Source organism: Paenibacillus sp. RC67 (genome assembly GCF_030020805.1).
GTDB lineage: Bacteria > Bacillota > Bacilli > Paenibacillales > NBRC-103111 > Paenibacillus_S.
Genome location: NZ_CP125098.1, coordinates 7,784,951 through 7,809,989 on the forward strand (window position 1 = coordinate 7,784,951; position 25,039 = coordinate 7,809,989).

Sequence of the window (25,039 nt, forward strand, 5' to 3'; positions counted from 1 at the left end):
CGTTTCACCCCGGAAAAGCGTTCTTAAGCGTCGTAAGAAACTGCGAAGCCGCCAACGACAACGGCATATCCCGACGGATGGCAATACCAACGGACCGAGGCGCGATCGGCTCAACCGGCTTGAGCTCGATCAAGCTGCCATTCTCCAGCTCCTCCTGAACGAATGAGCGTGTCACAAAAGCGACTCCAAAGCCACGTCGAGCAAACTCAACCAGCAAATCGATGCTCCCGAGCTCGATATCTGCCTCTACTGTTTTCCCCTGTGCGGCAAACCATTGTTCGACGAATCGGCGTGTGCTGCTCCCCTGCGACAGAAGCAGCAGCGGCAGCGCTCCGAGCATCTCCGCACTCAGTGGCAGCTCTCCCATCTCTTTATAGCCACCTCCAGCTACAAAGCAGTCCTGAATGACGGAGAACGCCGTCACTTCGATTTGTGGGTCTGCAATAGGCATATGCACGATACCCAAGTCGATTTGCCCTTCTTTCAGGCGATGCACGATATCTGGCGTTTTACCATGCGAGAGGCGAATGCGAATGTCAGGATACTCCGCATGAAAGGAATCCAAATGCGGAAGCAGCATATGCTTGAATAGCGAATCACTGGCCCCGACGCGAAGCTCCCCTCCCGCAAGCCGTTTGAGATTGTTCAGCTTGGTTTCTCCTGCATCTAACAGTGAGAAGGAAGGCTCCACATAGTCGAGAAGTGCCTGACCTTCCACGGTCAATTTCACCCCCTTGGATTGCCGATGAAATAGCTTGACCCCAAAGGCTTCCTCCATCTGCTTGATCGCATAGCTAACAGAAGGCTGTGTAATGAACAGCTCTTGCGCCGCTTTGGTGAGGTTGCCGGCTTTCGCCGTATGATAAAAAATGCGGTACCATTCTAAATTTATCATGATATAAAACCTCTCTATGCCTTAGTTGTAAAATTACGATTTCATCTATTTCATTTCTCTCATTATAATCAGATTTAGCAAGGCAATCAATGTGAGAGGGTGTATACGATGGAGGACACAATCGGTCAACTGCAAGGACAGGAATCACGCTCCCCTTGGTCCCGCTACAATGAGAAGCACGAAGTTCGGATTATTCCTAATGGCAAAGCCATAACAGGAGACATAACCATTCCTGGGAGCAAAAGCTTGACTAACCGTGCGCTTATTATCGCGGCATTAGTAGAAGGAACCTCCCGTTTGGAAGGCATCTTAAAAAGCGACGATTCTTACTGGTGCATCCGATGCCTGAGGCAGCTTGGCGTTCAGATCGATGTCGAAGGAGAAACGGCCATTATCCACGGCACAGGGGGAATTTGGCCAAATCGTGAGGGCGATTTATACTTCGGAGCCGCAGGAACGATTGCTCGCTTCTTACCGGGCGCACTTGCAGCAGGAAGCGGCGAATGGAAGCTGCAGGGCAGTCCGCGATTGAGCGAAAGGCCGTTAGCTCCTCTGTTAGATGCTTTATCCCTTCTGGGTGCCGATATTCAGTACGAAGATGCAAAAGGACGATTGCCATTGACCCTTCATGCGAAGGGGCTCAAGGGCAGCAGCGTAAGCTTACCCGGCTCGGTATCGAGCCAGTTCATCAGCGGACTGCTGATAGCAGCACCCTATGCCCAAGACCCATTGACTGTGTGTATCGAAGGCACTGTTGTCCAGCGTGATTATGTCGAGATGACACTCGACATGATGAGAACCTTCGGTATCGAAACCGAACCGACGCCAGACGGTCAAGCGATCTCCGTGAAGTCCGGCAAGTACAAGGCTCAATCCTTGGCCCTTGAGCCTGATGTCTCCACCTGCGGCTACTTTTGGTCCTTAGCCGCCCAAACCAACGGTCATATACGAATCCACGGCATCAACGAACAGACCCGTCAGCCCGATATTGAGATTCTTAACGTCCTTGAACAAATGGGCTGTACCGTCATCCGTGGAGCGGATTTCATCGAAGTTACCGGAGCTCCTCAGCTGAAGGGCGGATTCTCGATCAGCATGAAGCGCTGGTCTGACCAAACCTTAACCATCGCTGCCTTGGCCCCGTTCGCAGACGGCCCCATCACGCTAACAGACGCCGCTCATATCCGCCATCACGAATGCGACCGGATAGCTGCCATCTGCACTGAGCTTGGCAAGCTCGGAATTCGGGTGGAGGAGCATCCTGACGGTCTGACAGTGTATCCGGGCGAGCCCACACCCGCTCTGCTTGATACCTACGACGATCATCGCGTAGCCATGGCGCTCTCGCTGATTGCCGTCAAAGCGGACGGCATTCGGATAGCCGATCCCGGCTGCGTTTCCAAAACATGTCCGGACTATTGGGACCGACTGAGCGCTCTAGGCTTGGATGTAACCCTCTCATAGATTTAACAGCAAACCGGTGCGCCCATTTTGAAATTAATAGGAAAAACTACGTAATGAAAATCGTCGAAATAGATTCAAAAGGCCGCATCCTTGACGTCACTCCTTTAATCGATGCCAACATCATTTCCGTGACGTGCCAATAGTAAAGTAAGTCGCTAGACTTGTACGATGCAGGGAAGAATTGAAATTCAACTGGACCAAAGAAAAAGGAACTGCTCCGACAGCTCCTTTTTCCTGCACCTACAAACTTGCTATCTCCACGAGTTACTTGGCCACGTTCTTCAGAATTTCAATGTCCAGCGGATAATCCGGCAAAGCCAGTTCTCTTGTCGTCCCTTTAGCTATATCCACTACAGTTAGCCCATCCCAGCCGGTATCGGCAAAGGTGACTCCTCCTGTAAGATAAGCCAGCTGTCCGTCTGGACTGCTCACCACCATTTGGTGAGTACGACTTAGAGGAATGATTTGTTCCTCCATCGTGCCTATGTCCAACACCGTCAAGTTAGGGTGGCCGGTAGCACTTCCCGCAGCTCCATTACCCACGATTAGCATCTTTTTGCCGTCTGCGGTCAAATTGACTCCCTCCTGATGGGTATTGCCACTTAAAGGCTGGGTTTCAAACTGACCGGTAGCTGGGTCTAGTACGACCAAACCACGCCCTTGATAAGGGAGCAGCAGACGTCCGTCCTCCCTAACGATTGCGTAATGCGGCTTCTCGAAGCCCCCTCCTCCTTTACCGAACGGGGCCACGTTCACTTTACGTGCCGTCCGCTTTTGCGGGTCCACTATCGTAACCGAGTAAGAATCGTGGTCGATGCTGTATACCTCACTTCCGTCTAGGCTAACGACCACATCAAACGGCCTGATCCCCACAGAAACGCTGCTGATCATAACGAGCTTCTCTGTATCCATGATTTCGAGTTGACTGGCTTTGCCAGGCAAATAAACACCGACATACACGTAGCGGCCATCTGGAGATACAGCAATCCCCATTCCCCCAGGACGGTACTCTCCGAATTTAACCTCTTGTATAGCCGATTGATACGGCACAAGAGCCACCCGCTTATGCTTCTGCGTATCGATAACCGCGATCCCCTCCGCTGTGGAAACGTACGCGCGGTTGTCTACGTCGTATAAAGCAATACCGAAGGGAAACGCACCCGCTACGATCTTATCCGTTACACCCTTCTCCGGGTCCGTAAATGAGATATAGTCGCTTTTGGAGTGGGTGATCAACAGGCTGTATTCCGGCTCGAGCTTCGCCGCTGCATTCTCATCCGGCTTAGCCGGTATCGGGGATGGAGATTCGGATGCGGATGGGGACACTGCCGCAATGGACTCTCCGTCCTTTTGTTGAACGGAGCAGCCCACTAACGCGAGCGCCATCCATATTGCAGCAATGACAGCAATGACTGTTACCAGCCCTCTTTTGATTTGTAGTTGTCGCAAACAGATTCACCTCTCCGGGTTTCGTTATAAGAAAAAGAATGGCCCATTTTGCTAAGGGCCACCCTCCTTATGCTCCTACTCAATATTTAACCATTGGTATATTAATTCGCTGTTAGAGTCACTCCTGTAGCCGTAGCCCAGTTATCTGCAGCCGTTATCGTATACGTTGTTCCTGCTGCTAGTTTTGCACCATTTTGCAAATCGAACGTGCCTGTAGCGCCTTTACGGCTGCTCAGTTTATATTGCGCAGTTAGAGGAGTACCTCCTCCTACTGGAGTCAGAGTAACGCTGCGCACTGCGAACAATTCATCCTTAGGATCTTGGGTTAATGCAATTTCAAATGAAGTCTCATTGACTTTATTAGCCGATTGGATAGCTAGCGGTGCGATTTCAATCGCTGTAAACGATCCGCTCGCAATATTAGCCCAGTCGGATGTTACCGTGTATTTCACGCCCGGCTTGAACGTTTGGCCATTCGGAAGACGGAACTTCGGCGCTTGTCTTCCATCTGTAGCTTGGGTGAATAATACGTAGTTGGCCGTCATCGTTTCTCCGCCCTCAGGAGTAATGTACACCTGCTTGTCCCTCATCGAAGAAAGAATTTTGTACTGCTTGCCGTTGTATAGGTTATTGTCATCGACTACGAATGCGCCCTTGCGGCTGGAGCTGTAAGCAGCAACTACATAGCCGTAATCGGCAACGCCATCCTCGAGGCTAGATTCCACTTCAAACGTGTCAGCCGTGACTTGCTGCGCGGAACGAAGCTCAAGCTTCTCAGTATTTGCAGTAAACGTCATCGACGTTTGCCCTTGGTAGCTCATCGTATACGTCGTTCCTTCTTTTTGCGGTGTCACCGGAACGATGTAGGTCTGCGTTGCTCCTGACTTCAATTGCGGGATGTTCAACAATTTCAATCCGTTGTCGAAAGTAATGTTAGCCTTTGCTTTGTCTGCATCCGTATTCTCTTTAGGAAGCGGTGCAGAGAAGGTTACTTGCAGTGTAATGGCATTGAGCGGTGTGATGCTTGTAATTTGTACCGGCGCGATTTGTTGTGCTGCATAGACAAGCAGTGCGGCTTCTCCGCGGGTTGCGGACTTGCCACTGACGAATGCGCTGCCGAATTGGGCTTTCACTTGCGCCACGTCGACTTTCAACACGGCTGCCGTTACTTCTATTAACTGTTCGTGAGTGACCGGCTTGTTCGGTTGAAACTTGCCGTCCTCGCCCTTCATAGCGCCAATGCTGACAAGAGCAGAAGCATAGGATTGGTACCAGTCGCTGCTAGCTACGTCAGACAAAGCGGGTTTGCCGGTTGTATTTAATTCTACGTGAAGCGCGAGAGCTACCATTTTGGCAAGCTCGGCACGCGTAACATTCTGATTCGGTTTGAACTCCTGATCTCCATAGCCAGAGATAACATTTTGCTTCGCCAATTCTTCAACAGCCATCTTGTAAGACGTTGCAGTCCCATTATCGGTAAAATTAACGGCTGCGGATACTTGAGGAACGATTGCAGACAAACCTACAGCTGTTGTTATAACCCATGCTGCGAACTTTTTGCGTTTTATCATTATAATCTCTCCCTTGGATTTCATAGTGGGTGTTGCTTGTTGTGTAACCCTAGGAATAGAATACTTCGCAGACCGTTACAATCGAATAAAAAATCGAGGCAAAACATTAAAAAATCATAACAATCGATTTGAAAAATAAATACGGATCCTATAGCTTACTACAAAAAAATAACAAAAACAGGAAATAGAGCCCCCGTTACGGGAGCTCTTCCATCCTTCATAGCACAATAGGTTACGCTGCTGCTTAGTAAGTTTTCGTCTGCATTTGATCCAAGCTTTTGAACTCATAACCCTGCTCCTTGGCGGCAGTCAGAATGCGGCTTAGCGCCTCCGTGTTGTCACTGGACACTGAATGAAGAAGAATGACAGCACCGGGATGAAGCTGGCTCATCACGTTGTCATAAGCGTACTTCCACCCTTTTTGTGCCTTCGGATCCCAATCGCGATAGGCAACGGACCAGAAGACGCTCGTATATCCGAGGCTTTTGCTGGCCGCAAGAATCCTGTCATTGAATATACCGCGTGGAGGTCGCAGATAGTGCATCTCCTTTTGATTCGTTAAACCACTGACCGCAACCTGCACCTTTTCCAGCTCTTCCTTCAAACGCTGATTGGAGATTTGACTCATATCGGGATGGCTCCATGAATGATTGCCGACCAAATGCCCTTCGTTGACCATCCGTTTCACCAATTCAGGCTGCTCCTTCACAAAGTGCCCTGTAACAAAAAATATTGCCGGAACCTGTTGTTCCTTCAGAACGTCCAGAATTCGTCCCGTGTAGCCATTCTCATAGCCGTTATCGAACGTTAAGTAAAGCTCTTTCTTCGTCACATCTCCGAGGAAGATAGCCTCATTTTTCTGAATGATCCCTTTGAAGCCTTCTTCGTTGATGGATGCCAGCTGCTGATTTCTGCTTTTCTTAAATCCGAAATGAAAGGGGTCTCCCCCGTATATCGCATCGGCAGCGTGCAGTGAGAACGGAGCCATCACGGTACACATAAGCAGCGAGACGGCTAGTATTGCCACGCGTTTCAAAAGCATGTCACCCCTTAATCTATAATGTAAGATCAGGGATAATATGCCCTATCAGGGCTCGGTTATGTACCGTGGGAAACGGAATATCGTTTTTGGAGCTCCTTGGTGGATATGGCAAGAATTTTGGGCGTCAGCAGCTCTTTCTTGAGCTCCAGCCGTTTCTTGCCTTGAGGATGAACCACAAGCAGCAGCATACGCAAGTACAGCTTGGTCAGCAGGAAAAACACTCCACGGGGCAAATCCGTAACTGTAAAGCCAAGCTGTTTGGGTCCTCTATTAATCATCGTAATGCCATAAATCCCTTTAATATTCTCCGTTAGCGCATCTTTCATAATACGCTCGGTCATCTTGGGCATGAGCTGCTGGACTGCCCTGATCAGCTGCACGGCAAGCTGCACCATCGAGCGGGTATCCATCACAATATGGAACATCATTTCATTGTTGAAATGCAGTTCAACCACCCGGTCTCCCTTACATATTTCCTCTCCGTCCGGGAGGGCTATTCGCTTACCATGGTAAGTACATACGCGGTAATAGAGCAGCTGGTTGTCCGGGTCCACCGGCTCGAGCTCGAACCATGCATGGTAAACGTTCTCCCATTTGAGCCAAAGCGCGAGCGGAAGCCGCTTGTACCAGCTGAGCCTATCCGTCGGCTCATCCGACCAGCCTATTTCATCCACTCTGTGAAATGTGTACTGCTTCTGTTTCATTTCCACCACAAATTCATGCAGCGCCTGCAGCATATATTCGGGTGCATCCGGATTCGCGCCAATCGTCTGCCCGCTGTCATGAAGCACAATCACCGCACCATCCTTGAACCGGGAAACGAGCCGGTGCTTGATCTTCACTTTCCCTCCACGGCTTCTCCAATCCCCGACAATCAACGACCAGAGTACCAAGCGAAATTGCTTCAGCAGCAGAAAGTCAAACAAATTGATAATTCCCCACGGAGGACGATAATACACTGGTTTCTCGCCAGTGATACCTCCTATCACCTCTACCGCATGGTTGAGCTGCCGCCGGACTCGCCGGGGAGTCATCAACGCATTGGCCCAGTGAAAATAGTTATGTACCCCGACAAGATGCCCTTCCTCCTGCATCCGTACAATAAGATCCGGGTATTTCTCTGCCTTGGAGCCGAGAACAAAGAATGTGGCTTTAATATGATACTGCTTGAGCAGATCCAGCAGTATCGGCGTATATTTCGGGTCCGGGCCGTCGTCGAACGTCAGGAAAATGGTACGGTCCGCTTTTCCTTCCCGGTATACCCCCCATCCGAACAACCGGACAAGAAGCGTTGGGATAATCGTATACACAGCAAGTACAAGGATAACGATCCAGACGAAGTGCTCCATAAGAACTCACCCTCCTACTTCTTAAGTGCGGTCGGTCTGCTGCTGTCCCACTCCCTCCGGTGGAGCCAGGAAATAATACACAGCAATGGCTCCTAACAGCACGGCGCTGACCATAACGGTGAAGCCTTCATTAAACGTGTCGGCGAGCCAGCCTCCGAGCACCGGGCCGATCACAACCCCAATCCCCTCCACGCTGGAGAACAGTCCCCAACCCATCCCCTGATTGTTATTCGGGACATACTGGGCAAGGAGCGCATTCCAGGCTGGAAGCACAGCGGCGTAGGATATACCTAACAATGCGGCCAGAATCAGGGACAACCACAAATATTTCGCAAGGGTCAGGGAGAATAAAATAACGGCAAAGGCGGTGAACCCTGCAATTAGAAACCATTTTTTTCCGTAGCGGTCTGACAGCTTGCCCATAGGAATCAGCGCCATCACCGTAAAAGCGCCTCCAGCTATAAGTAAATACGAATATTGGGAATAATTGAAACCAAGATATTTGGAAGCAAACCCAGGCAATACAGGTACCAGCATACCCGCTGCCGTCGTTTGTAGGGTCATGCCGGGAAGCAGCTTTTTCATCGTGCGCAGCCGTTCCCACAGCATAGAAATTTGATGTTGAAGCGGAATTTGTGTCGGAGTAAAGGATCTTTTGTTAGATATAAAAAAGGACAATAGCAAGCTGATTCCCCACAAAATGATCATGCACCAAAAGGAAATGGAGTAGCTTGTGTCCATAATAAAATTGAGGACGACTGGACCCGAGCCAAGACCGGCAAGCCAGCACGTGTACAGTAAGCCCATATGCTCTGCTCGATGCTCGGGTCTTACTTTGCTAAGACAGACAAGCCAGATCGGCGACATCCCTATACCGAACAAAGCCGATGCTCCTATTAACAACCATACGGATTGAACAATATAGAGCATCCACAGCCCGACTAACGAAATAGCAAGCCCGGCTGGCACGATCAAACGAAGGGGAAACCGATCTAGCAAATACCCGGCATAGCATTTGATGAACGTATCTGTAATATAATGAACCGAAACGGCCCATCCCACCGTTGTTACAGTGAATCCGAGGGCATGAACCGCATACGTCGGCAAAAAAGAAACGAGAAAAGCCCCACGAACAAATTCTACAAGAAATAAAATAATTCCGTACAATAGCATATGCGCAGCAAAGGATTTTTTAGAAGAGGTTGTCATGGTTGTTCCACCTTCTTCCCTATAACCTATGAGTTAGTTATCCCCTGATCCATTCGAAATATTTATGACCCTACCGTCACCCTTCGACCAATCGTATTCAGAACATCCTCTGCAATGAAGTCGGCCGCGCATTTAGGCTGAAGCAATTTCATCCGGCGTTTAATATCAATGGAGCGGTAATCGTCCGAGAAAAATTGGCTTACCTGCTTAGTAAGCTCTTCTATATTATGAGAAATGGACGCCACACCTTTACTCGATAAAAAAACGGCATTTTCTTTTTCCTGCCCGGCAAAAGGTTTGAATATAAAGACGGGAATTTGCAACGCAAGTGATTCCGACAGGGTAAGCCCTCCCGCTTTGGACACGATGCAGGACGAAATAGCCATTAACTGATGTATATTGTCCAAAAACCCAAAAATGTGCACATCATCTTGACCTGCATACTGCATATGGAGCTTCTGCTCCAGCTTGAGGTTTCTGCCGCATACGACCGCTACCTGACAATCTCCAATAGATAGCAGCGAACGGATCATTTCATCCACATTACCAAGTACCCCATAGGAGCCCGCCAAAATAAGGACCATATGCTTTCCTTGATCAATTTTGGGTGCAAATGCATTTGGAGTCGAAGAATCGTATTGAATAAAATCATTTCGAATCGGAATACCGCTTACCTCCACCTGCTGGTTGGAGAGACCCCAGGAAACCATTTGTTTCTTCAGTTCTTCTGCGGCAACATAATATTTGTCCATCTCCGGATGGATCCAACGGGAATGCAGGGCGAAATCGGTAATAACCGTAAAGCACGGTATACCCATACCGCGGCACAGCTCCGGCGTAGCACCGAATGGAAACGTATTGATAACCGCATCAGGGCGCTCCGCTTCGATAATTTCCTTCAGCTTCTTCTTACCTATAATATTGAAATAACGGTTCCAAGCGAGGTCCGGTTTCGTCTCGCGGGTCATATAGTAGCTCCAGCCATAATAATCAAGACCGAATTTCGATGTCTGGGTGCTTTTCAAATATAAGGTGGTTGTAATTGAATTTAAGAGCGGGTGCGCTTCTTTCATCAGATCGACAATGAGAATCTGTTCCATGCCTTGGTTAAGAAAGGATTGCTTCAGCGCACGCGCCGCCTGTATATGTCCGTCACCATAACTTGCCGTCAGGATCAGGATCCGTGGTCTGTGATTCATGGTAGCCTCCTCCCTAGAACCAAAAGTACTGCCTTATTTCTTACTTCCATCATAGTTATTTCCCACATGAAAATAAACCACTCTGCCAACAACTACTCATATCTATTTCCCCCAGTTATATGTACGTGAATCAAGAGCTCCGCATGCCCAGCATAAGCCCCTAAAAGCATTATTTCCCCCCTCAAGGACGCAAAGCTTCTCCTTAAAGTTCCGATTAATACTTAAGAAGCCAAGATAACTTGCAGCTATCGCAGCCGCCTTCCCGAAGTACTCCATTATTTTCTATACAATAAAAAAAGCTTGCTGTCCATAGACGTCCGATCAGGACCATCATAGACAGCAAACTCATTGTATCACGCTTTGAGCAGGCATTCACCCGAATTTACTCTTTTAGACGATATGGAAGTATAAAATCCCTTCGAAAAAATTCTTAAACTTTCCCACAATTTTATGAACCGGAATTCATCAAATATTGTACCGTTTGGTCAATTAAACCTTCGTGGGCCGAAGCATTGTACAACAAAGGATCGTCATGCCGGATAAAGAAGCAGCGTTTGCTGCGTCGGCTCCGCTTCAGCTCCTTCCAATGCTCAGCCAAATGATCGCAAAATGCCTCAGGCTTAGCTGTGCCTACTAAAAAAAGAACATTATCACAATCGAGCGCGGCAACATCGGTGAGTGAAGTGACATCCATTGCACCTATATGCTGCGCGGGATCAGGGGGCATGACCTGAAGATCGTCGTAAAATAAATCCTTCATTTTTTTCATCTGCATGCCGAAGATGCGAAACTGATGCTCGTTAGCTGCGTGAACTAGCAGAACTGGCTCTTCACCCAAATGCTGACGGACATGAAACCGAGCGTTCTCCACCTTCATATCGAAATAGGACAGCCATCGCTCTGCGACACTCGACAGATCGAACAGCTGACTTATATCCATTAGCCGTTCCTTCCATGGGTACTTCTTCCACTCAATCATGACTACTGGGGCTATCTCGCTTAGAGCTTGATAAATATCCTTCGTAACCAACGGCGTAATAATAAGCCCAGGCTCGCTGGATTCGATCAGCCTTAGCGCTTTGTCCGGCTCATCCACCCAGCCTCTTTCCAGGCTTAACTGCGGGGTTATTCCCAGCACCGTCAGATCCCCGCACAGAACGGGCGACAGACAAGCGATGCTTCTCTTGGTGCGCGCCACGTATTCCGTAGGAGTAATACCCATGTGCTTTTTGAACAAACGGCTGAAATAATATTCGTCCGGGTAGCCGACCGAATGGGCGACATCAATAACGGACGATTCTGTATTGGCTAAGAGAGATAGAGATGCGTCAAGACGAATTTTTGTAATGAATTTATGAGGGCTGAGTCCAGTTTGCCTGCGGAATGCCTGATAGAACCTGCTCGAGCCGGCCCCCGATAAGCGGGCAATATCTTCCATGTCCATGGATTCCTGGTATTTTCTAAGCATATACTGCCGAGTCTGCTCCACGTATGCAACCAAATCCTGCTCCATCTCGCGCGGATTCTGTACATACATCATAAGCGCCGCGACCATGGCGTACAGGTGAGATTGCAGCTGATAGTACAGCGCCGGCTCCGAGCTTCCGCAATCACTTAGAAAGTCTTGAATCCAGCTGCGGATTTGCGGCGTCCGGAAGCAGTAAAGCTGAACGTCATCCAATAGCGAACGGGGCTGCTCAACTCCAAATGAGCAAGGCGTAGGCTTATCGGTGCATTGGAAACGAATCATAATAAGGTGCGCGGAGGCACTGCTGTTATTTTCGATCGTACACTGGGAGTTCGGAGGGATCAAGAACAGCTCTCCACACAATCCTGTACCTGTCCGGTGCACATGTTTCGCTTGTAGGTTGATCTTTACTTTCTCTTGCAATATAAAGCCGAAAGCATGCTCATCCAAGGTGAATATATCCTTGTGCTGCTTAATGGGAAGCTTAAATTCCTCCGCAGCGATATATTCCAGGCGAAGATGACGCATGGAATCATGCCTTTGCAGCATAGTGTTCACATCCTTGAAATCATATGCATTCCTCCCTAAAGTGTAGTGAAAATGATTCTCATTGTCAAATTATTTGTCTTTTAGAAAGTAGTGGAAGATCCATTCTTTCATTTCCTGCAACATTTTTGATCCTTATCCCGTCTACGGGGATGTCGACATGTTTTTCCTACAATGGATTGATCATTCCATACGTTTAGACCAACATAGAGGAGCTTGATTAAAGAGATGAAAACAGATATGAAAAAAGTTATTATTACAGCGTCCGTAGCACTAAGCGTTGCATTATCTGGAACCGCAGCATTCGCCGCAGAGGATGTCAACTATACTCCGATTCCTGTCAAGGATGCTAATGGTAATGTCATTGCACAAACAACCAGCCTTCAGCTGGCTCCGGAAGCTGCCCTTCCAGTCAACGACGTTCACGATGCCAACGGCAACGTGATCGGTCAAACGCGAGACGTACCCCCAGCGGTCGAGTCCAGCGGTACGCAGAAGCCGCAGGATTCGTTTGGAGGACTTCATTATGTGCTTGTCGTTGACGGCAAATCGATCGGAGTGGGCAGCGACGTCGCTTACACCAAAGACGACCAGCTGATGGTGCCGTTAAGAGCCGTCAGTGAAGCGCTCGGATATAAAATAGAATGGAATCAGGACACCTACAGCTCGGATGTCACTCAAGGCGCTGTCTGGAGCGGAGTACAGATCGGTAAAGACCACTATGCATTCGGCAAAATGGCACCGCGGGAGTTGGGAGCTGCCCCTGAGCTGAAAAACGATACAACCTTTGTACCCGTTACGTTCTTTACTGATATTTTGAAGCATAAAATGCAAATGGATGAAACAGGCGTCATTAAGATTACCAAAGCTTAACATACAAGTGAGAGGCTGCTGTGGACTAACGGTCCGGGGCAGTCTCTTTTTCATGAGCAGCCTCTGCCTAACCTTTCGAAAGGATGAGCGAATGCAACAGGCGAATTGACAAGCCGATTAGCCGCTGCAGCTGAGAAGTCCCGAGCATAACGTAATGAAATAATGGGATGAGGGGGTTGAACCATGCTCCGGACACATGTAAAAACGTACAGGCAGCGTATCGGTAAAAATCACTTTATCATTATTAATATTTTTCAGTCTGCGGAGGCAAGGGCAGAGTCAGGAAATGTGCTCGCCAGCAATGCCGTGAATGTGCAAATATATAAAAATCGCAAAAGAGGTCGTTGACCCTCCTATGCAAAAGACCGTTCCTGCCGTTAATTCCGGAAAAGGATCGGTCTTTTTTGTGTGCTGCTTTAACTATGGCGAACATGAGGAAAATGGCTGTTTCATATTGTCTGCTGAAGCATGCTTTGCGTAAAAGCAATCCACTCCCTGACAGCGAACGACAAGTAGCTGTCCTTACGCCAAATCATAGCCAAATGCCAAGGAATCATCGGCTTCGTCAAAGGGATCGTGCGCACGCGCTTGCTGTCCAGCTCCCGGCATATAGCTTCTGGCAGCAGAGCAATACCCAGATTGGCCGCCACCATCTCGCTGATGAAATCCCACTGTGAGCTTTTATACACGACATCGGGAACAAAGCCAAGCCTCTCGCACTCTGCAATGATCCGGTCATGCAAGGCAAAATCTTCATGAAATAGCAGGAAGGATTCCTCCTTCAAATCCATTAGAGCGGCTTCCTGACTTCCTGCTAACGGGTGAGAAGGATGAACGACGAGCATGAGCTGCTGCTTAACGAAGGAAAAGGATTCGAACAGCTCTTCATTGGTAGGCAGCAAAACAACCCCGATATCCAGCTCCCCAGCTCCTACTTCCGCCTCCACCTTCTTGGAACCGTCCTCAAACAGCTGCAGCGTAATTCCAGGATACTGCTCACGGAACCTTCCAATGACCTTCGGAAAAAAATTAGCCCCCACCATAGGTGGCAGTCCTATGCGAATGCGTCCCCGTTTCACCTTCATCAGCTCATCGAGATGCGAGGTCATCTCATCGAAGGACTTGACCATGTGCTGTGCTTGGGTCAGAAGCACTGCGCCTGCGTCCGTCAGCTCGATTCGTTTGCCAATACGGTCAAACAAAATAACACCGAGCTCTTCTTCTAGATTCTTAATCATTTTGCTGATTGTAGGCTGGGTTATATAAAGCGCCTGAGCGGCTTTCGTGAAGCTATTCCAACGAGCAACCTCGAGAAAATATTGCAGGTGCCGCATATCCAATGGGCTTCCCTCCATCCATAGACAAATGGAATGAAAAACATTCTATATATGTATTTTACCTATGAAAGAAGCTGCTGTACACTTTTCATTGGAGAGGGGCTAGCAGCCATGAAAACCGCATTAAAAATTATAGTTCAAGTTTTTATTTTCATTATCATCTCGTTTATTATGAACAAGCTCGTCACATGGCTACACATCCCTATTCCGGGCAGCATTCTCGGCATGATTGTCGTTTTTCTGCTGCTGCAGACTAAAGTACTGCGCCGCGAATGGTTAGAGGCAGGCTCCAGTTGGCTTATTGCCGAGCTGCTGCTGTTCTTTATATCTCCAGCCGTAGGCATTGTAGCTTATCCCAAATTACTGATCAGCGACGGATTTCAAATCGTGCTTGTCGTCGGGTTAGGCACCATCATCGTCATGGTGTGCAGCGGACTCGTGGCTCAGAGCATCGCCAAACGTAAGGAGCGTGCGCAATCATGATGATTGGAGCCGTCAGCTTGTCCGGTACTATCCTGCTTTATATTGTTGCCAAACGGCTTTACCGGTATAAACCTTTATTCGTATTATCCCCTATCATTATTACGCCTCTGGCGCTCATCCTCATGTTGATATGGACTGGGACCTCATTCGAGTCCTACAACACCGGAGCGCATTGGCTGTCCGATATGCTTCAACCAGCCACTATTGCATTCGCTATACCGCTGTCCAAGCATTTTCCATTAATTAAAAAACATGCCACCGAAATCTTGGTCAGCGTTCTGGCAGGCTCCTGCGCAGCCGTTGCTTCTTCGGTTTGGTTAGCCGAGGTACTGCATCTTAACGATCAGCTGATCTACAGTTTGCTCCCGCATTCCGTCACAACACCTATCGCTATGAGCGTCTCTCAGACGATTGGCGGCATACCTACAATTACTGCGGTTGCCGTGATGATGACGGGTATTTTCGGATCGATTATAGGACCGTATGTCATACGCATGTTCCGCATTCGCAACGATATTGCCCGTGGCGTCCTTCTAGGAACCAGCTCGCATGGTGCAGGCACATCCAAAGCATTCGAATTCAGCAGCATTTCCGGCACCGTATCGAGTATTTCCATGATTTTGGCTGCCGTTATCACTTTATTCGTAACGCCATGGATTTTGGCTGCTGTATTCTAATAATGGTTCCGATATTAAGAAACCATTTCCATGATTGCTAAGACGAACCGCTTCCATGTGAACTATGATAGCTTTGTAAACCTCGATTACGGACCCCTATTCGAGGTAATGTTAACCGGACGGCACTGCCGTTCAACCGTAAATAAGAATGAGAACTGCCGGTAATTTGGAAAGCCGGCTTGTTCTAAAGCCTAATATGTAGGCGTTTCCAATAAGCTTCGCTTCAGCTTATGGCTTAGACAATTACAGGGATTATCTCGCGATATCTCCTTCATTTACTCTTCCCGGTTCCGTTCCTGTATTTTGTGCAGCGTCCTGTATTTATTAGGGGGCATTTGAACCGCATCTTTGAAAACGCGATAAAAAGTGGAAACGGTTTCAAAACCCAATTCAAAGCAGATGGAGGCGATATCCTTTTCCGTTTCAGCAAGCATTTGCTTTGCCAGTCCAATCCGGATATCAGTCAAATACTGCATCGGAGTCATGTTATACTGCTCTTTAAAAATATTGTTAATGTATCGCAGGCTGATCCCCTGCTTGGCAGCAATATCGGTCGCGCTAACGATCTCAAAGTAATGGGTATCGATGTAATGGCGAATTTTCTCGGCCCTTAAGCTGTTTGCATCCGTCACTTGCAGCATGTGCTGGGAACGCGCGAGTACGATCATAAGCTCGGATAAAATAATTTTCATGGATATCAGCCCCAGCTGACTTCCGCTGGACTGCTCGAACAGCAGTTTGCGAAGCATCAGCCTAAGCTCGCTTCCGGTAAACGGATTGGGTTTACATAGCTGGGATTTGCTGAAGAAAGCTTGCAGCAGCTCCTTGCGCACCACGGCATCGAAGATAGTCTCGTCGAAAGCCAGCACAAGTACCGTCAGCTTCGAATCGGATACGATAGAATGCTCCGAGTTCGGGACGATGACCGCCACGCGGTCTTGGCTGTATGCTTCCACCCTCCCGTTCAACGTAATTTTGCCCTCACCTTCTAGCGCGTACAAAATCTGATGAACTTGATGATGGTGCGGCTTCATCGCCTCTCCATCCACATGTTGAAATTCATACATCAGGATTCCCTCAGCTGGTAACTCAATCATTTGCAAGCTCATATGGAATAGGCTCCCAGAATTGAAATGTACTGCTTGTCTCATTATATGCTCTCCGTCAAATCGTTCACAAGTGTTAGCTGTGAACGTACGAGTCTAGAAAGGGGTTTATCAAGATGTCCAAACAGCCCGTTGATGTCATCGTAGTCGGTTCTGGAGCAACCGGTAGTCTGGTCGCCAAAGAACTGTCCGACCAAGGCTTCTCCGTAACCGTCCTCGAAGCAGGCAAGCGTTATGAGCCTAACGTGGATTTCACTAATTCCGAAGCTAACCACGCCAAGATCCAGTGGACGGAGCCGCGGGTTTATGCGGGCAAACATCAGGTCGTTCCCAAAACCGGCATAGGTGTAGGTGGCGGAACTCTTACTTGGCTAGGGGTGATGCCTCGGTTCCATCCTGAAGATTTCCGAACGCACAGCTTGGAAGGCGTTGGAGCCGACTGGCCCATAAGCTATGAAGATCTTGCACCTTACTACGCCAAGGTAGAAAGGGATTTTGGGGTTGCAGGAGATTGCGGACCGTTCGCTCCTGAATCGTATTCCTTACCTATGCCAGCCCATCGCTTCAGCTGGCATGCACAGGTGCTCGCCCGGGGCGCGCAAAAGTCCGGAGCGCAGCCGTTCGCTCCACCCATTGCCATTAACTCCGTCGAGTATGACGGGCGGCCAGCCTGTACGTATTGCGGCTGGTGTGCCGCAGGCTGTCCTACGGATGCCAAAGCGACGAGCCAAGGCACGTACTTGGCGAAAGCGGAAGCTGCTGGAGTGAAGGTCATCAGCGAAGCATTCGTGCATCGCGTTCTCTATGACGATGCTGCCGGCCGCGTCACAGGCGTCCTCTACCTGGACGCCGATGGACAGGAGCATGAGCTACGGGCGAGGCTTGTCGTACTCGCAGCTCATGCAGTCGAGACTCCTCGGCTGCTGCTCTTGTCGTCGTGCCCGACCTTCCCGGACGGGCTAGCGAATTCCAGCGGAGCCGTAGGCAGATACATGCTCAGCCATCCGACATGGCAGGTGTTCGGAACATTCGACGAACCGATCAACGCCTATAAAGGGATTCAGATGGGGCAAGTGATGGTGCAGGATTACTACAAGCCGAATCCCGCCAACGACTATGCTCGCGGCTTCGTCCTCTTGTCCTACATGATGACTCCCGTCACGTACGCCACACTGAGCGGTGACTTCGTAGGTGCCGAATTCAAGCAGTTTTTGAAGGATTACCCTTACACCGCAGCCTGGTGGGCTCATGCAGAGGGACTTCCTAGTGAGCATAATACCGTGACGCTGGACCCTGAAGTGAAAGATCACCGCGGACTTCCTGCCGCAAGAGTATCCATCGAATGGCTGGATAACGATGTGCGGTTAGCTGGAGCCGCGAGAGATAAAGCCGTGGAGCTGATGGGTGCGTCCGGCGCCCGCAAGGTGCGTGTCGGTCTGAATTACGGCGCTCACGCAATGGGCTCATGCCGCATGGGTACAGACCCCGACTCCTCGGTCGTCAATGAATTTTGCCAAACTCATGATATTCCTAACCTGTTTATTTGCGATACGAGCGTGTTCGTCACCGGCAGCGGGCTCAATCCTACGCTGACCGCCATGGCTATTGCAAGCCGGGCTGTAGATTATATTGGCGACTATGCGAAGCAAGGACAATGATACCAAAGGAGAAGATGCCCATGAGGATAAGCGCAGCAGATCACGCAGCATTGCTCGCGGTGCTCGCTAACGGCGTAATTCCCGCCGATGAAATGGATCAAGGTGCCGCAGTAGCGAATGCGGGACCCGTGTTGGCCGGAAGAATCGAACGCGGCGTTCATGCCAAGCTGTACGAGCTCGGCATTGAAGCAGCCGCAGCAGCGGCACAAGAACAATTCAGCAAACCGCTCGCCGAGCTCGATCCTGAGCAGGTCCATGGCGTGCTAATGGCATTGAAGGGTTCCATGCCGGGGTTCTACAAGCAGCTTCGAAGCGATGTCACCAGCTTGTATTTGAACGAGCCGGGCGTGTGGGAGCGGATAGGCTTCCCCGGAGCTTCCGCACACACAGGGGGATACCCCGATTTTGATCAACCGCAGAAGCGAGGCAAGTAAGGTGAATCGATCCCATGAGGGAATTGCGTCCATTACTCCCTTCTATTGCCGCCGTTGTAATTAGGCGAACCTCAATTATGGGTGGTCGCGGAGGATACGGAGGAACGTTAGCCGGAGCCATCATCATTACCATTTGAATGGGTAGTTCTTACAGTATTGAACATGAGGAATACAGGAAAGCAAATCATTTATGGTCTTGTCATTCTTGTCGTTCTGTTCTTATACGGGCGTGTCAAGACTTCAAGGAGTTGACTTGTTCATGCTTGGAATCCACTTGTATGAAATGCGGCATAGTGACGGAGAAATCATGCAGGAGCATCATCATGACATCCATCAAATCCTTTATGTTCTCGACGGGAAAGGAAAGGTTACGCTTGACGGGCGGAGCTTCGATTTTGAACAAGATCAGGGCGTTGTCATCGTCCCGCGAACGAATCATTCGATCCTTTCAGGTCCCCATATGACGGTGCTTGTGCTCGAATTTGACGAGGCAATCCTGGATGAGAGCGTCCGCGAAGCCCTGCTCCACGTTAGATTCAGCCATTCAAAGCTCGTCCGACTTAACGGTTTCGGGGGCAAAGAGCTGCGACAGCTTACACGAAAAATGCTGTTCGAGCAATCGCGGGAAACACTCCTTAACACTCTGGCCAACACGCTGTATTTATCTGAACTGCTGCTGCTCCTTGTCCGCTACCAGCCGGCTTCCGAGGCCTCTGTTGTTAACAGCCTGCGAGCCGAGAAGCTTCGCCATTATATCGATACTCATTATTTTGAAATTGTTAGCTCAGATGATATTTCCACTAAGCTGGGCGTCAGCACCCGGCATTTAAACACGATTTTCAAGGAGTTTTATCAGATGACTCCGCTTCAATATTTAACCGAGGTCCGTATGCGTCTAGCGCAAAAAATGCTGGCCGAAACCGACAAGGATATCGCGGCCATTTGCTTTGAAATCGGGTTTGAAACGCTGTCCACCTTCTATAGAACATTTAAAAGCAGTATCCGGATGACCCCTAACAACTACCGCAAGCTGCACCGGGAGTCTACCGTCTACAAGCACGCTTGATAGTAAGCTTCATTCCTATTTAACCTTACAAGCTGATGCCCAATAAACCCCAGCACCCCCAAGGAGGAGTTTTTAAATGGAAACTATCATTAAAGGTACGGATTGCCTGCATTTCATTGACGGTCGTTACGTGCACTCACAGGTACCTAAAACCTTCGATAACATCAATCCTGCAACAGAGGAAGTGCTCGGCCGTGTGGCCGAAGGTGGCAAGACCGAGGTGGATCTGGCTGTAGAAGCAGCCAAACGAGCCTTCGATAACGGCTGGAAGCAATCCAAGCTTAGTGAGCGCGCCGCTATCCTGCGCCGGATCGGAGACTTGATTCTTGAGCGTAAAGACGAGCTCGCCATGCTCGAAACTCTCGACACCGGGAAGCCGCTGTGGCTGTCTACGAACGTGGACATTCCACGCTCCGCAGGAAGCTACCATTTCTACGCCAACTTCATCTCTACCATGGGTACAGAGGCTTATCCAAGCGAGGCAGGAGCGATGAATTTCGTCGTCCGTCGTCCGCTTGGTGTCGTCGGTATGATCAATCCGTGGAACCTGCCGCTTCTGCTGCTCAGCGCCAAGCTGGCCCCCTGCCTTGCCATGGGCAACACTGTCGTATTGAAGCCGGCTCGCTGGACACCAATGACAGCTACGCTGCTTGGGGAAATATGCAAGGAAGCCGGCTTGCCTGACGGGGTTGTGAACATCGTCAACGGTGCAGGTCGTACCGTAGGAGAAGCCATCTCCGAGCATCCGGATGTACGGGCGATTGCCTTCACCGGAGAAACGAGTACCGGGAAAAGCATTATGAAAGCCGGATCAGCTAGCCTCAAACGGCTGTCGTTCGAGCTTGGAGGCAAAAATCCGAATATCGTCTTCGCCGATTGCGATCTGGATGAAGTGGTGGATACTTCGCTTCGCAGCAGCTTTATTAACCAGGGAGCAGTATGCCTGTGTGGTTCCCGAATTTATTTGCAGCGCCCGATATACGAGGCGTTCCTGGAGAAATTCATCGAACGCACGCGCCAACAGATCGTCGGTGACCCGCTCCAGCCGAATACGAACATCGGCGCCTTGATCAGTGAGCAGCACTACGAGAGAGTGCTGGATTACATCCAATCCGCACGTGAAGACGGTTGCGTCATCGAAACCGGCGGCAAGCGCGCCGATGGACATGACCGAGGCTTCTACGTGGAGCCAACGATAATAACCGGAGTCGATGCCGACTGCCGAGTCGTTAATGAAGAAATATTCGGACCGGTCGTAACGGTTCAGCCTTTTGACACCGAGGAGGAAGTAATCGCTCTCGCCAATAATACCCATTATGGGCTGAGCGCCTCCGTCTGGACGAAGGACAGCAGCCGGGCTTTCCGAGTAGCCCACCAGATCGAAGCCGGGCTGACCTGGGTCAACACGTGGTTCCTGCGTGACCCTAGAACGCCTTATGGAGGCGAGAAGCAAAGCGGTATCGGCCGACAAGGCGGGATGTTTAGCCTCGACTTTTACAGTGAAGTGTCCACCATTTGCATCAAATATTGAAGGATGGAGCAAGCTGCTTTCACTTCGGTGAAGGCGGCTTTTTTCATGTCATAACAAGTTGTTCATTTCTTAAACCGCTATAGACTTCAAATATATGGTAAAGTAGAGGGAACAAATGTTCTAAATAAAAAAGAAAAAAAATGGATTCCCTATTTCAAAGAGGACTTTGTCAGAAAATGCACTCCTGAAGAGTCAATAAAGTAGAACCAACGCGAGGAGGATTCATTTGAGCCACAGATCGATAAAACAATGGGAACCTGAAGGTGAGGAAGAGCTTTCCCAGAAACTCGATGAGCAGGGTGACCAAGAGCTAGTCGCTCAAGCACAAGCCGGTGATCGTGATGCCTTCGGTGAATTAATCCGCAGACATAGAGCACAGGTATACGAATATGCCCGATCCATAACACAGGAGCCATTTCTTGCGGAGGATGTTGTCCAGGATGCGCTGATACGGGCTTTTCTGCACCTTGGGACGTTAGTGGACACTAGGCGGTTTCTCCCTTGGCTGCATCGGATCGTACGCAACCAAGCATATACGAGGCTGAGAAGCCATTCCATTGCCAAGGAGCAGGCCTTCTCCTCCCTTGCTGCAAGCTCAGGCTTCCGAGGAGCCTTCGGAGGACCATTGGTACGATCTCGACTACATCATGCATCACCTTTCCCGGTTCCAACACCCATCCGAGCAATGCATGAACCCGGAGGAGCGAATTCTGCGCAAAGAATTGATCGATACCATTGGCGGCATATTGAACTGCCTCAACCGCAGAGAGCGGCAAATCTTCGAGTCCCACTTTTTTGACCACTTGTCTCCACAGAAAATTGCGAATCTGTTTCAGCTGTCTTCCGCCAACGTATATCAAATTATTTCTCGCAGCCGAAAAAAAGTCATCCAGGAAAAGCTCCGCATTTCCGTAGATCATTACATTAAAAACAGAAAGGATCTGGGACTTATGAAAAAATCAGTTTTGCCAAAAGGAGCATGGGGCAGTATCTGTACGTGGACCACAGCCGCCGGATCGATACACCGCATTTTAACTTATACGGACAAAACATTTTCTCTTCCGATGGTCATGGGCATGACTGGTCAAGCCTTCCGCATCAGCATCTGCCCAGGCGACGTGCATATTGGAGGACCAACCAGCTATAACTTCGAGGATATTCTCTCCCGAGGGCTGCTCAATTTGGGCTTTCGTACGCGTGTCATTGACGGATTACAAAAGAATATTCCCGGACAGAATGCCAATCTGGCCGACCCCTTCTTGCTTACAGATCAAGCCAAGCAAAAAAGAGCGCTTCACAAAGCACTCCCCGAAGCCTTGGAGCTTATCCATCACTCGATTGATCGCGGTCTTCCGGCACTATCTTGGGATATCTTCATCCCCGAATTCGGAGTTATTTATGGATACGATGACGAGCAGCAACAGCTTATGGCCTCAGAATGCGGCACAGACAAAGCGGTTCCGTTTGATCATTTGGGTCGAGGCATCCTAGAGGATCTATTCATCCTCACTGTCGAGGATTCGTTCCATATCGATGATCGCACTATGCTGCAAGGCGCACTGCGCATGATTCTGGACCATTATCATGGAAAAGAGGAGGAGACACCGAGAACCGTGCGGGGACTGGCAGCTTACCAAGCCTGGATAGAGGCTTTCCGAGACGAAGCCATTGAGCCAAATGGACACTCCTATAACGTAGTGTTCGTCCAAGATGCACGACAATTAGCAGCGGCGTTTTGGAACGAAATAGCGGATAGCTGGAAGGGCTTTAATGAACTGGAGACTGAACGCATCCGCAGCTTGAGCCGGGAAGCGGCCGTCCTTTATGGAGATATTGCTCGTCAGCTCCAACCTATGCGCAGCTTATTTCCTTTTCCATCCGGTGGTGAGCCCAACTCCACCACTTCAGCAGAGCAAGCCATACCGATTCTTGAATCGGTGCTTTCACTTGAGCAGCAGGCAGTTAGCCTGCTTGAAGCCATGTACGATGAGTTACGCGTCTAAGCAGGTAGCGGCAGTAGCCCTCCTCTCTGCCACAGATGCTAAACAAAACAAAGGCAGTAGGCACATCACAGCCTACCGCCTTCTACTATTAATACGGGCCTGCTTTATGCCCCTCTTGTTTGGATTTACGTACGGCTTGTGCTGGATCAACCTGTCCACTCTCAATACGTTGATCTACCTTGGACAAGCCTTCGGCTACACGTCTGCCGTAATCCGCATCCGCCTCTGTTAAGTTCCTGATCATTCGCTCACGGATTCCAGCGTTGCACATCTTAAAGGCGTCAACCAGATTCGAGATCAGCTCCTCACGCTCCCATTCTTCAAAGGCTCGATACGTATCACCTGCCTGCCCGAAGTTATTGGTCCGAGGGATCGCTTGACGAACCAAATTCGCATCATAATGGGGTTCGTGTTCTTTCGCGTGCTTTGGCGCCTCTTGAAGCCCGCCGAGAGAGGAAGGCTCATAATTGACATGCGGATTTTGCCCTGGGGCGCGATCTGGACGAATTTGCATCTGCCCCCCGCTTTGATTAGTCGCAACATAAGCTTTCGGAGCATTGATCGGAAGCTGCAAATAATTCGTCCCTACCCGATAACGCTGCGTATCCGAATAGGAGAAGGTACGTCCCTGCAGCAGCTTGTCATCCGAGAAATCCAAGCCATCTACCAGAACCCCCGTTCCAAACGCCGCCTGCTCCACTTCATTGAAATAATCACTCGGATTGCGGTGCAGCGTCATTTTACCGACTCGTCGAAACGGAAATTGATCCGTTGGCCACAGCTTCGTTGGATCGAGCGGATCAAAGCTTAACTCGGGATGCTCTCCGTCGGACATGATCTGTACGCACAGCTCCCACTCGGGATAATCGCCCCGCTCAATCGCCTGATAGAGATCCAATGTGGCATGGTTGAAGTTGATGGCTTGAATCTCATTTGCTTCCGTTTGAAGCAAATTTTTAATTCCTTGTTTTAATGGCTCCCAGTGATATTTCACCAGAACCGCTTCCCCCGCCTCATTCACCCATTTATATGTATTAACGCCGGACCCCTGCATCTGCCGATAGTTAGCAGGAATTCCCCATGGAGAGAACAAGAAGGTGATCATATGAGTCGCTTCCGGGCTCATGGATACAAAATCGAAGAAACGCTCCATATCCTGAACATTCGTAATTGGATCAGGCTTGAACGCATGAACCATATCTGGGAATTTTAACGGGTCCCGGATGAAGAAAATTTTGAGATTATTCCCGACCAGATCCCAGTTCCCGTCCTCGGTATAAAATTTAACGGCAAAGCCGCGCGGGTCCCTTAACGTTTCGGGAGAATGACCGCCGTGAATAACCGTAGAGAACCTTACAAATACCGGCGTCTGCTTGCCTGCCTCCTGGAAGAGTTTTGCCCGGGTATATTTGGAGACCGGTTCGTCTCCGACCTTGCCATAGGCTTCAAATATACCGTGAGCTCCCGCTCCACGAGCATGAACGACGCGCTCCGGAATACGTTCTCGGTCAAAGTGAGTGACCTTTTCAAGATAATGGTAATTTTCTAGTGTGCTTGGACCCCGACTGCCTACGGTTCGAATATTTTGGTTGTCGGCTACAGGATGGCCCTGCCTTGTCGTCAGCATTGGAGACTGCTCTGATTCACCTGTATGGATATGATGATCTGTATGGTTATCC

Annotated in this window: 23 protein-coding genes; 12 read left to right on the top strand and 11 right to left on the bottom strand. The window is 49.6% G+C overall.

Annotated features, from left to right (window positions below):
* Positions 1–4: 4 nt before the first annotated feature.
* Complete coding sequence (locus QMA13_RS35445; RefSeq protein ID WP_282938458.1) at positions 5–895, bottom strand: LysR family transcriptional regulator; 891 nt, start codon at positions 893–895, stop codon at positions 5–7.
* Between the two features lie 108 nt (positions 896–1,003).
* On the opposite strand from QMA13_RS35445, the gene aroA reads away from it, so the two are divergent.
* A complete protein-coding gene (gene aroA, locus QMA13_RS35450; protein WP_282938460.1) occupies positions 1,004–2,359 on the top strand; it encodes a 3-phosphoshikimate 1-carboxyvinyltransferase in 1,356 nt (451 codons plus the stop codon).
* Positions 2,360–2,623: 264 nt separating this feature from the next.
* Here the strand turns inward: aroA and QMA13_RS35455 are convergent, their stop codons facing one another.
* From QMA13_RS35455 to QMA13_RS35485, 7 genes are all read right to left on the bottom strand, one after another.
* The gene (locus tag QMA13_RS35455; RefSeq protein ID WP_282938462.1) at positions 2,624–3,808 is read right to left on the bottom strand and encodes a beta-propeller fold lactonase family protein; all 1,185 of its coding nucleotides are present in this window, start codon (positions 3,806–3,808) and stop codon (positions 2,624–2,626) included.
* 101 nt (positions 3,809–3,909) lie between these two features.
* The gene (locus tag QMA13_RS35460; RefSeq protein WP_282938464.1) at positions 3,910–5,379 is read right to left on the bottom strand and encodes an S-layer homology domain-containing protein; all 1,470 of its coding nucleotides are present in this window, start codon (positions 5,377–5,379) and stop codon (positions 3,910–3,912) included.
* A 244-nt stretch (positions 5,380–5,623) separates the two neighbouring features.
* A complete protein-coding gene (pdaA, locus tag QMA13_RS35465; RefSeq protein ID WP_481858085.1) occupies positions 5,624–6,421 on the bottom strand; it encodes a delta-lactam-biosynthetic de-N-acetylase in 798 nt (265 codons plus the stop codon).
* Between the two features lie 56 nt (positions 6,422–6,477).
* Positions 6,478–7,770 carry a polysaccharide deacetylase family protein gene (locus tag QMA13_RS35470; RefSeq protein ID WP_282938466.1) on the bottom strand — a complete coding sequence of 431 codons (1,293 nt, stop codon included), beginning with the start codon at positions 7,768–7,770 and terminating at the stop codon, positions 6,478–6,480.
* Positions 7,771–7,791: 21 nt separating this feature from the next.
* Complete coding sequence (locus QMA13_RS35475; RefSeq protein WP_282938468.1) at positions 7,792–8,979, bottom strand: MFS transporter; 1,188 nt, start codon at positions 8,977–8,979, stop codon at positions 7,792–7,794.
* A 62-nt stretch (positions 8,980–9,041) separates the two neighbouring features.
* The gene (locus QMA13_RS35480) at positions 9,042–10,178 is read right to left on the bottom strand and encodes an MGDG synthase family glycosyltransferase (RefSeq protein WP_282938469.1); all 1,137 of its coding nucleotides are present in this window, start codon (positions 10,176–10,178) and stop codon (positions 9,042–9,044) included.
* Between the two features lie 448 nt (positions 10,179–10,626).
* The gene (locus QMA13_RS35485) at positions 10,627–12,195 is read right to left on the bottom strand and encodes an AraC family transcriptional regulator (protein WP_282938470.1); all 1,569 of its coding nucleotides are present in this window, start codon (positions 12,193–12,195) and stop codon (positions 10,627–10,629) included.
* Between the two features lie 225 nt (positions 12,196–12,420).
* Here QMA13_RS35485 and QMA13_RS35490 point away from each other — a divergent pair, with 225 nt between their 5' ends.
* Together QMA13_RS35490 and QMA13_RS35495 are read left to right on the top strand one after the other, a co-directional pair.
* Positions 12,421–13,065, top strand: coding sequence for a copper amine oxidase N-terminal domain-containing protein (locus QMA13_RS35490; protein ID WP_282938472.1), 645 nt, complete (start codon positions 12,421–12,423; stop codon positions 13,063–13,065).
* 183 nt (positions 13,066–13,248) lie between these two features.
* Positions 13,249–13,413 (top strand): hypothetical protein, encoded by a 165-nt coding sequence (locus tag QMA13_RS35495; RefSeq protein ID WP_282938474.1) that lies wholly within the window; start codon positions 13,249–13,251, stop codon positions 13,411–13,413.
* Positions 13,414–13,514: 101 nt separating this feature from the next.
* Here QMA13_RS35495 and cidR read toward each other — a convergent pair whose 3' ends face one another.
* Entirely contained in the window at positions 13,515–14,405 is an 891-nt protein-coding gene (gene cidR / locus QMA13_RS35500; protein WP_282938476.1) for a cidABC operon transcriptional activator CidR, read from the bottom strand.
* Positions 14,406–14,513: 108 nt separating this feature from the next.
* Here cidR and QMA13_RS35505 point away from each other — a divergent pair, with 108 nt between their 5' ends.
* On the top strand, positions 14,514–14,885 hold the full coding sequence (locus tag QMA13_RS35505) for a CidA/LrgA family protein (RefSeq protein WP_282938478.1): 372 nt from the start codon (positions 14,514–14,516) through the stop codon (positions 14,883–14,885).
* Positions 14,882–15,562, top strand: coding sequence for an LrgB family protein (locus tag QMA13_RS35510; RefSeq protein ID WP_282938480.1), 681 nt, complete (start codon positions 14,882–14,884; stop codon positions 15,560–15,562). The genes QMA13_RS35505 and QMA13_RS35510 overlap by 4 nt, the downstream gene beginning before the upstream one ends.
* A 275-nt stretch (positions 15,563–15,837) precedes the next feature.
* Here QMA13_RS35510 and QMA13_RS35515 read toward each other — a convergent pair whose 3' ends face one another.
* Positions 15,838–16,671: a helix-turn-helix domain-containing protein gene (locus QMA13_RS35515; RefSeq protein ID WP_282938482.1), complete on the bottom strand. Its 834-nt coding sequence runs from the start codon at positions 16,669–16,671 to the stop codon at positions 15,838–15,840.
* Between the two features lie 113 nt (positions 16,672–16,784).
* Between QMA13_RS35515 and QMA13_RS35520 the strand changes: the two genes are divergently transcribed.
* The 7 genes from QMA13_RS35520 to QMA13_RS35550 all read left to right on the top strand — a co-directional run bounded on the left by QMA13_RS35520 (position 16,785) and on the right by QMA13_RS35550 (position 23,360).
* Positions 16,785–18,326, top strand: coding sequence for a GMC family oxidoreductase (locus QMA13_RS35520; protein ID WP_282938483.1), 1,542 nt, complete (start codon positions 16,785–16,787; stop codon positions 18,324–18,326).
* Positions 18,327–18,346: 20 nt separating this feature from the next.
* Complete coding sequence (locus QMA13_RS35525; RefSeq protein WP_282938485.1) at positions 18,347–18,760, top strand: gluconate 2-dehydrogenase subunit 3 family protein; 414 nt, start codon at positions 18,347–18,349, stop codon at positions 18,758–18,760.
* Between the two features lie 14 nt (positions 18,761–18,774).
* Positions 18,775–18,897: a hypothetical protein gene (locus tag QMA13_RS35530; protein ID WP_282938487.1), complete on the top strand. Its 123-nt coding sequence runs from the start codon at positions 18,775–18,777 to the stop codon at positions 18,895–18,897.
* A 53-nt stretch (positions 18,898–18,950) separates the two neighbouring features.
* Positions 18,951–19,826, top strand: coding sequence for a helix-turn-helix domain-containing protein (locus QMA13_RS35535; RefSeq protein ID WP_481858088.1), 876 nt, complete (start codon positions 18,951–18,953; stop codon positions 19,824–19,826).
* A 76-nt stretch (positions 19,827–19,902) separates the two neighbouring features.
* A complete protein-coding gene (locus QMA13_RS35540) occupies positions 19,903–21,357 on the top strand; it encodes an aldehyde dehydrogenase (RefSeq protein ID WP_282938491.1) in 1,455 nt (484 codons plus the stop codon).
* A 226-nt stretch (positions 21,358–21,583) separates the two neighbouring features.
* Positions 21,584–22,156: an RNA polymerase sigma factor gene (locus QMA13_RS35545; protein ID WP_282938492.1), complete on the top strand. Its 573-nt coding sequence runs from the start codon at positions 21,584–21,586 to the stop codon at positions 22,154–22,156.
* Complete coding sequence (locus tag QMA13_RS35550) at positions 22,047–23,360, top strand: sigma-70 family RNA polymerase sigma factor (protein WP_282938494.1); 1,314 nt, start codon at positions 22,047–22,049, stop codon at positions 23,358–23,360. The genes QMA13_RS35545 and QMA13_RS35550 overlap by 110 nt, the downstream gene beginning before the upstream one ends.
* 88 nt (positions 23,361–23,448) lie before the next feature.
* Here the strand turns inward: QMA13_RS35550 and QMA13_RS35555 are convergent, their stop codons facing one another.
* Positions 23,449–24,987 carry a catalase gene (locus QMA13_RS35555; protein WP_282943697.1) on the bottom strand — a complete coding sequence of 513 codons (1,539 nt, stop codon included), beginning with the start codon at positions 24,985–24,987 and terminating at the stop codon, positions 23,449–23,451.
* Positions 24,988–25,039 lie beyond the last annotated feature (52 nt).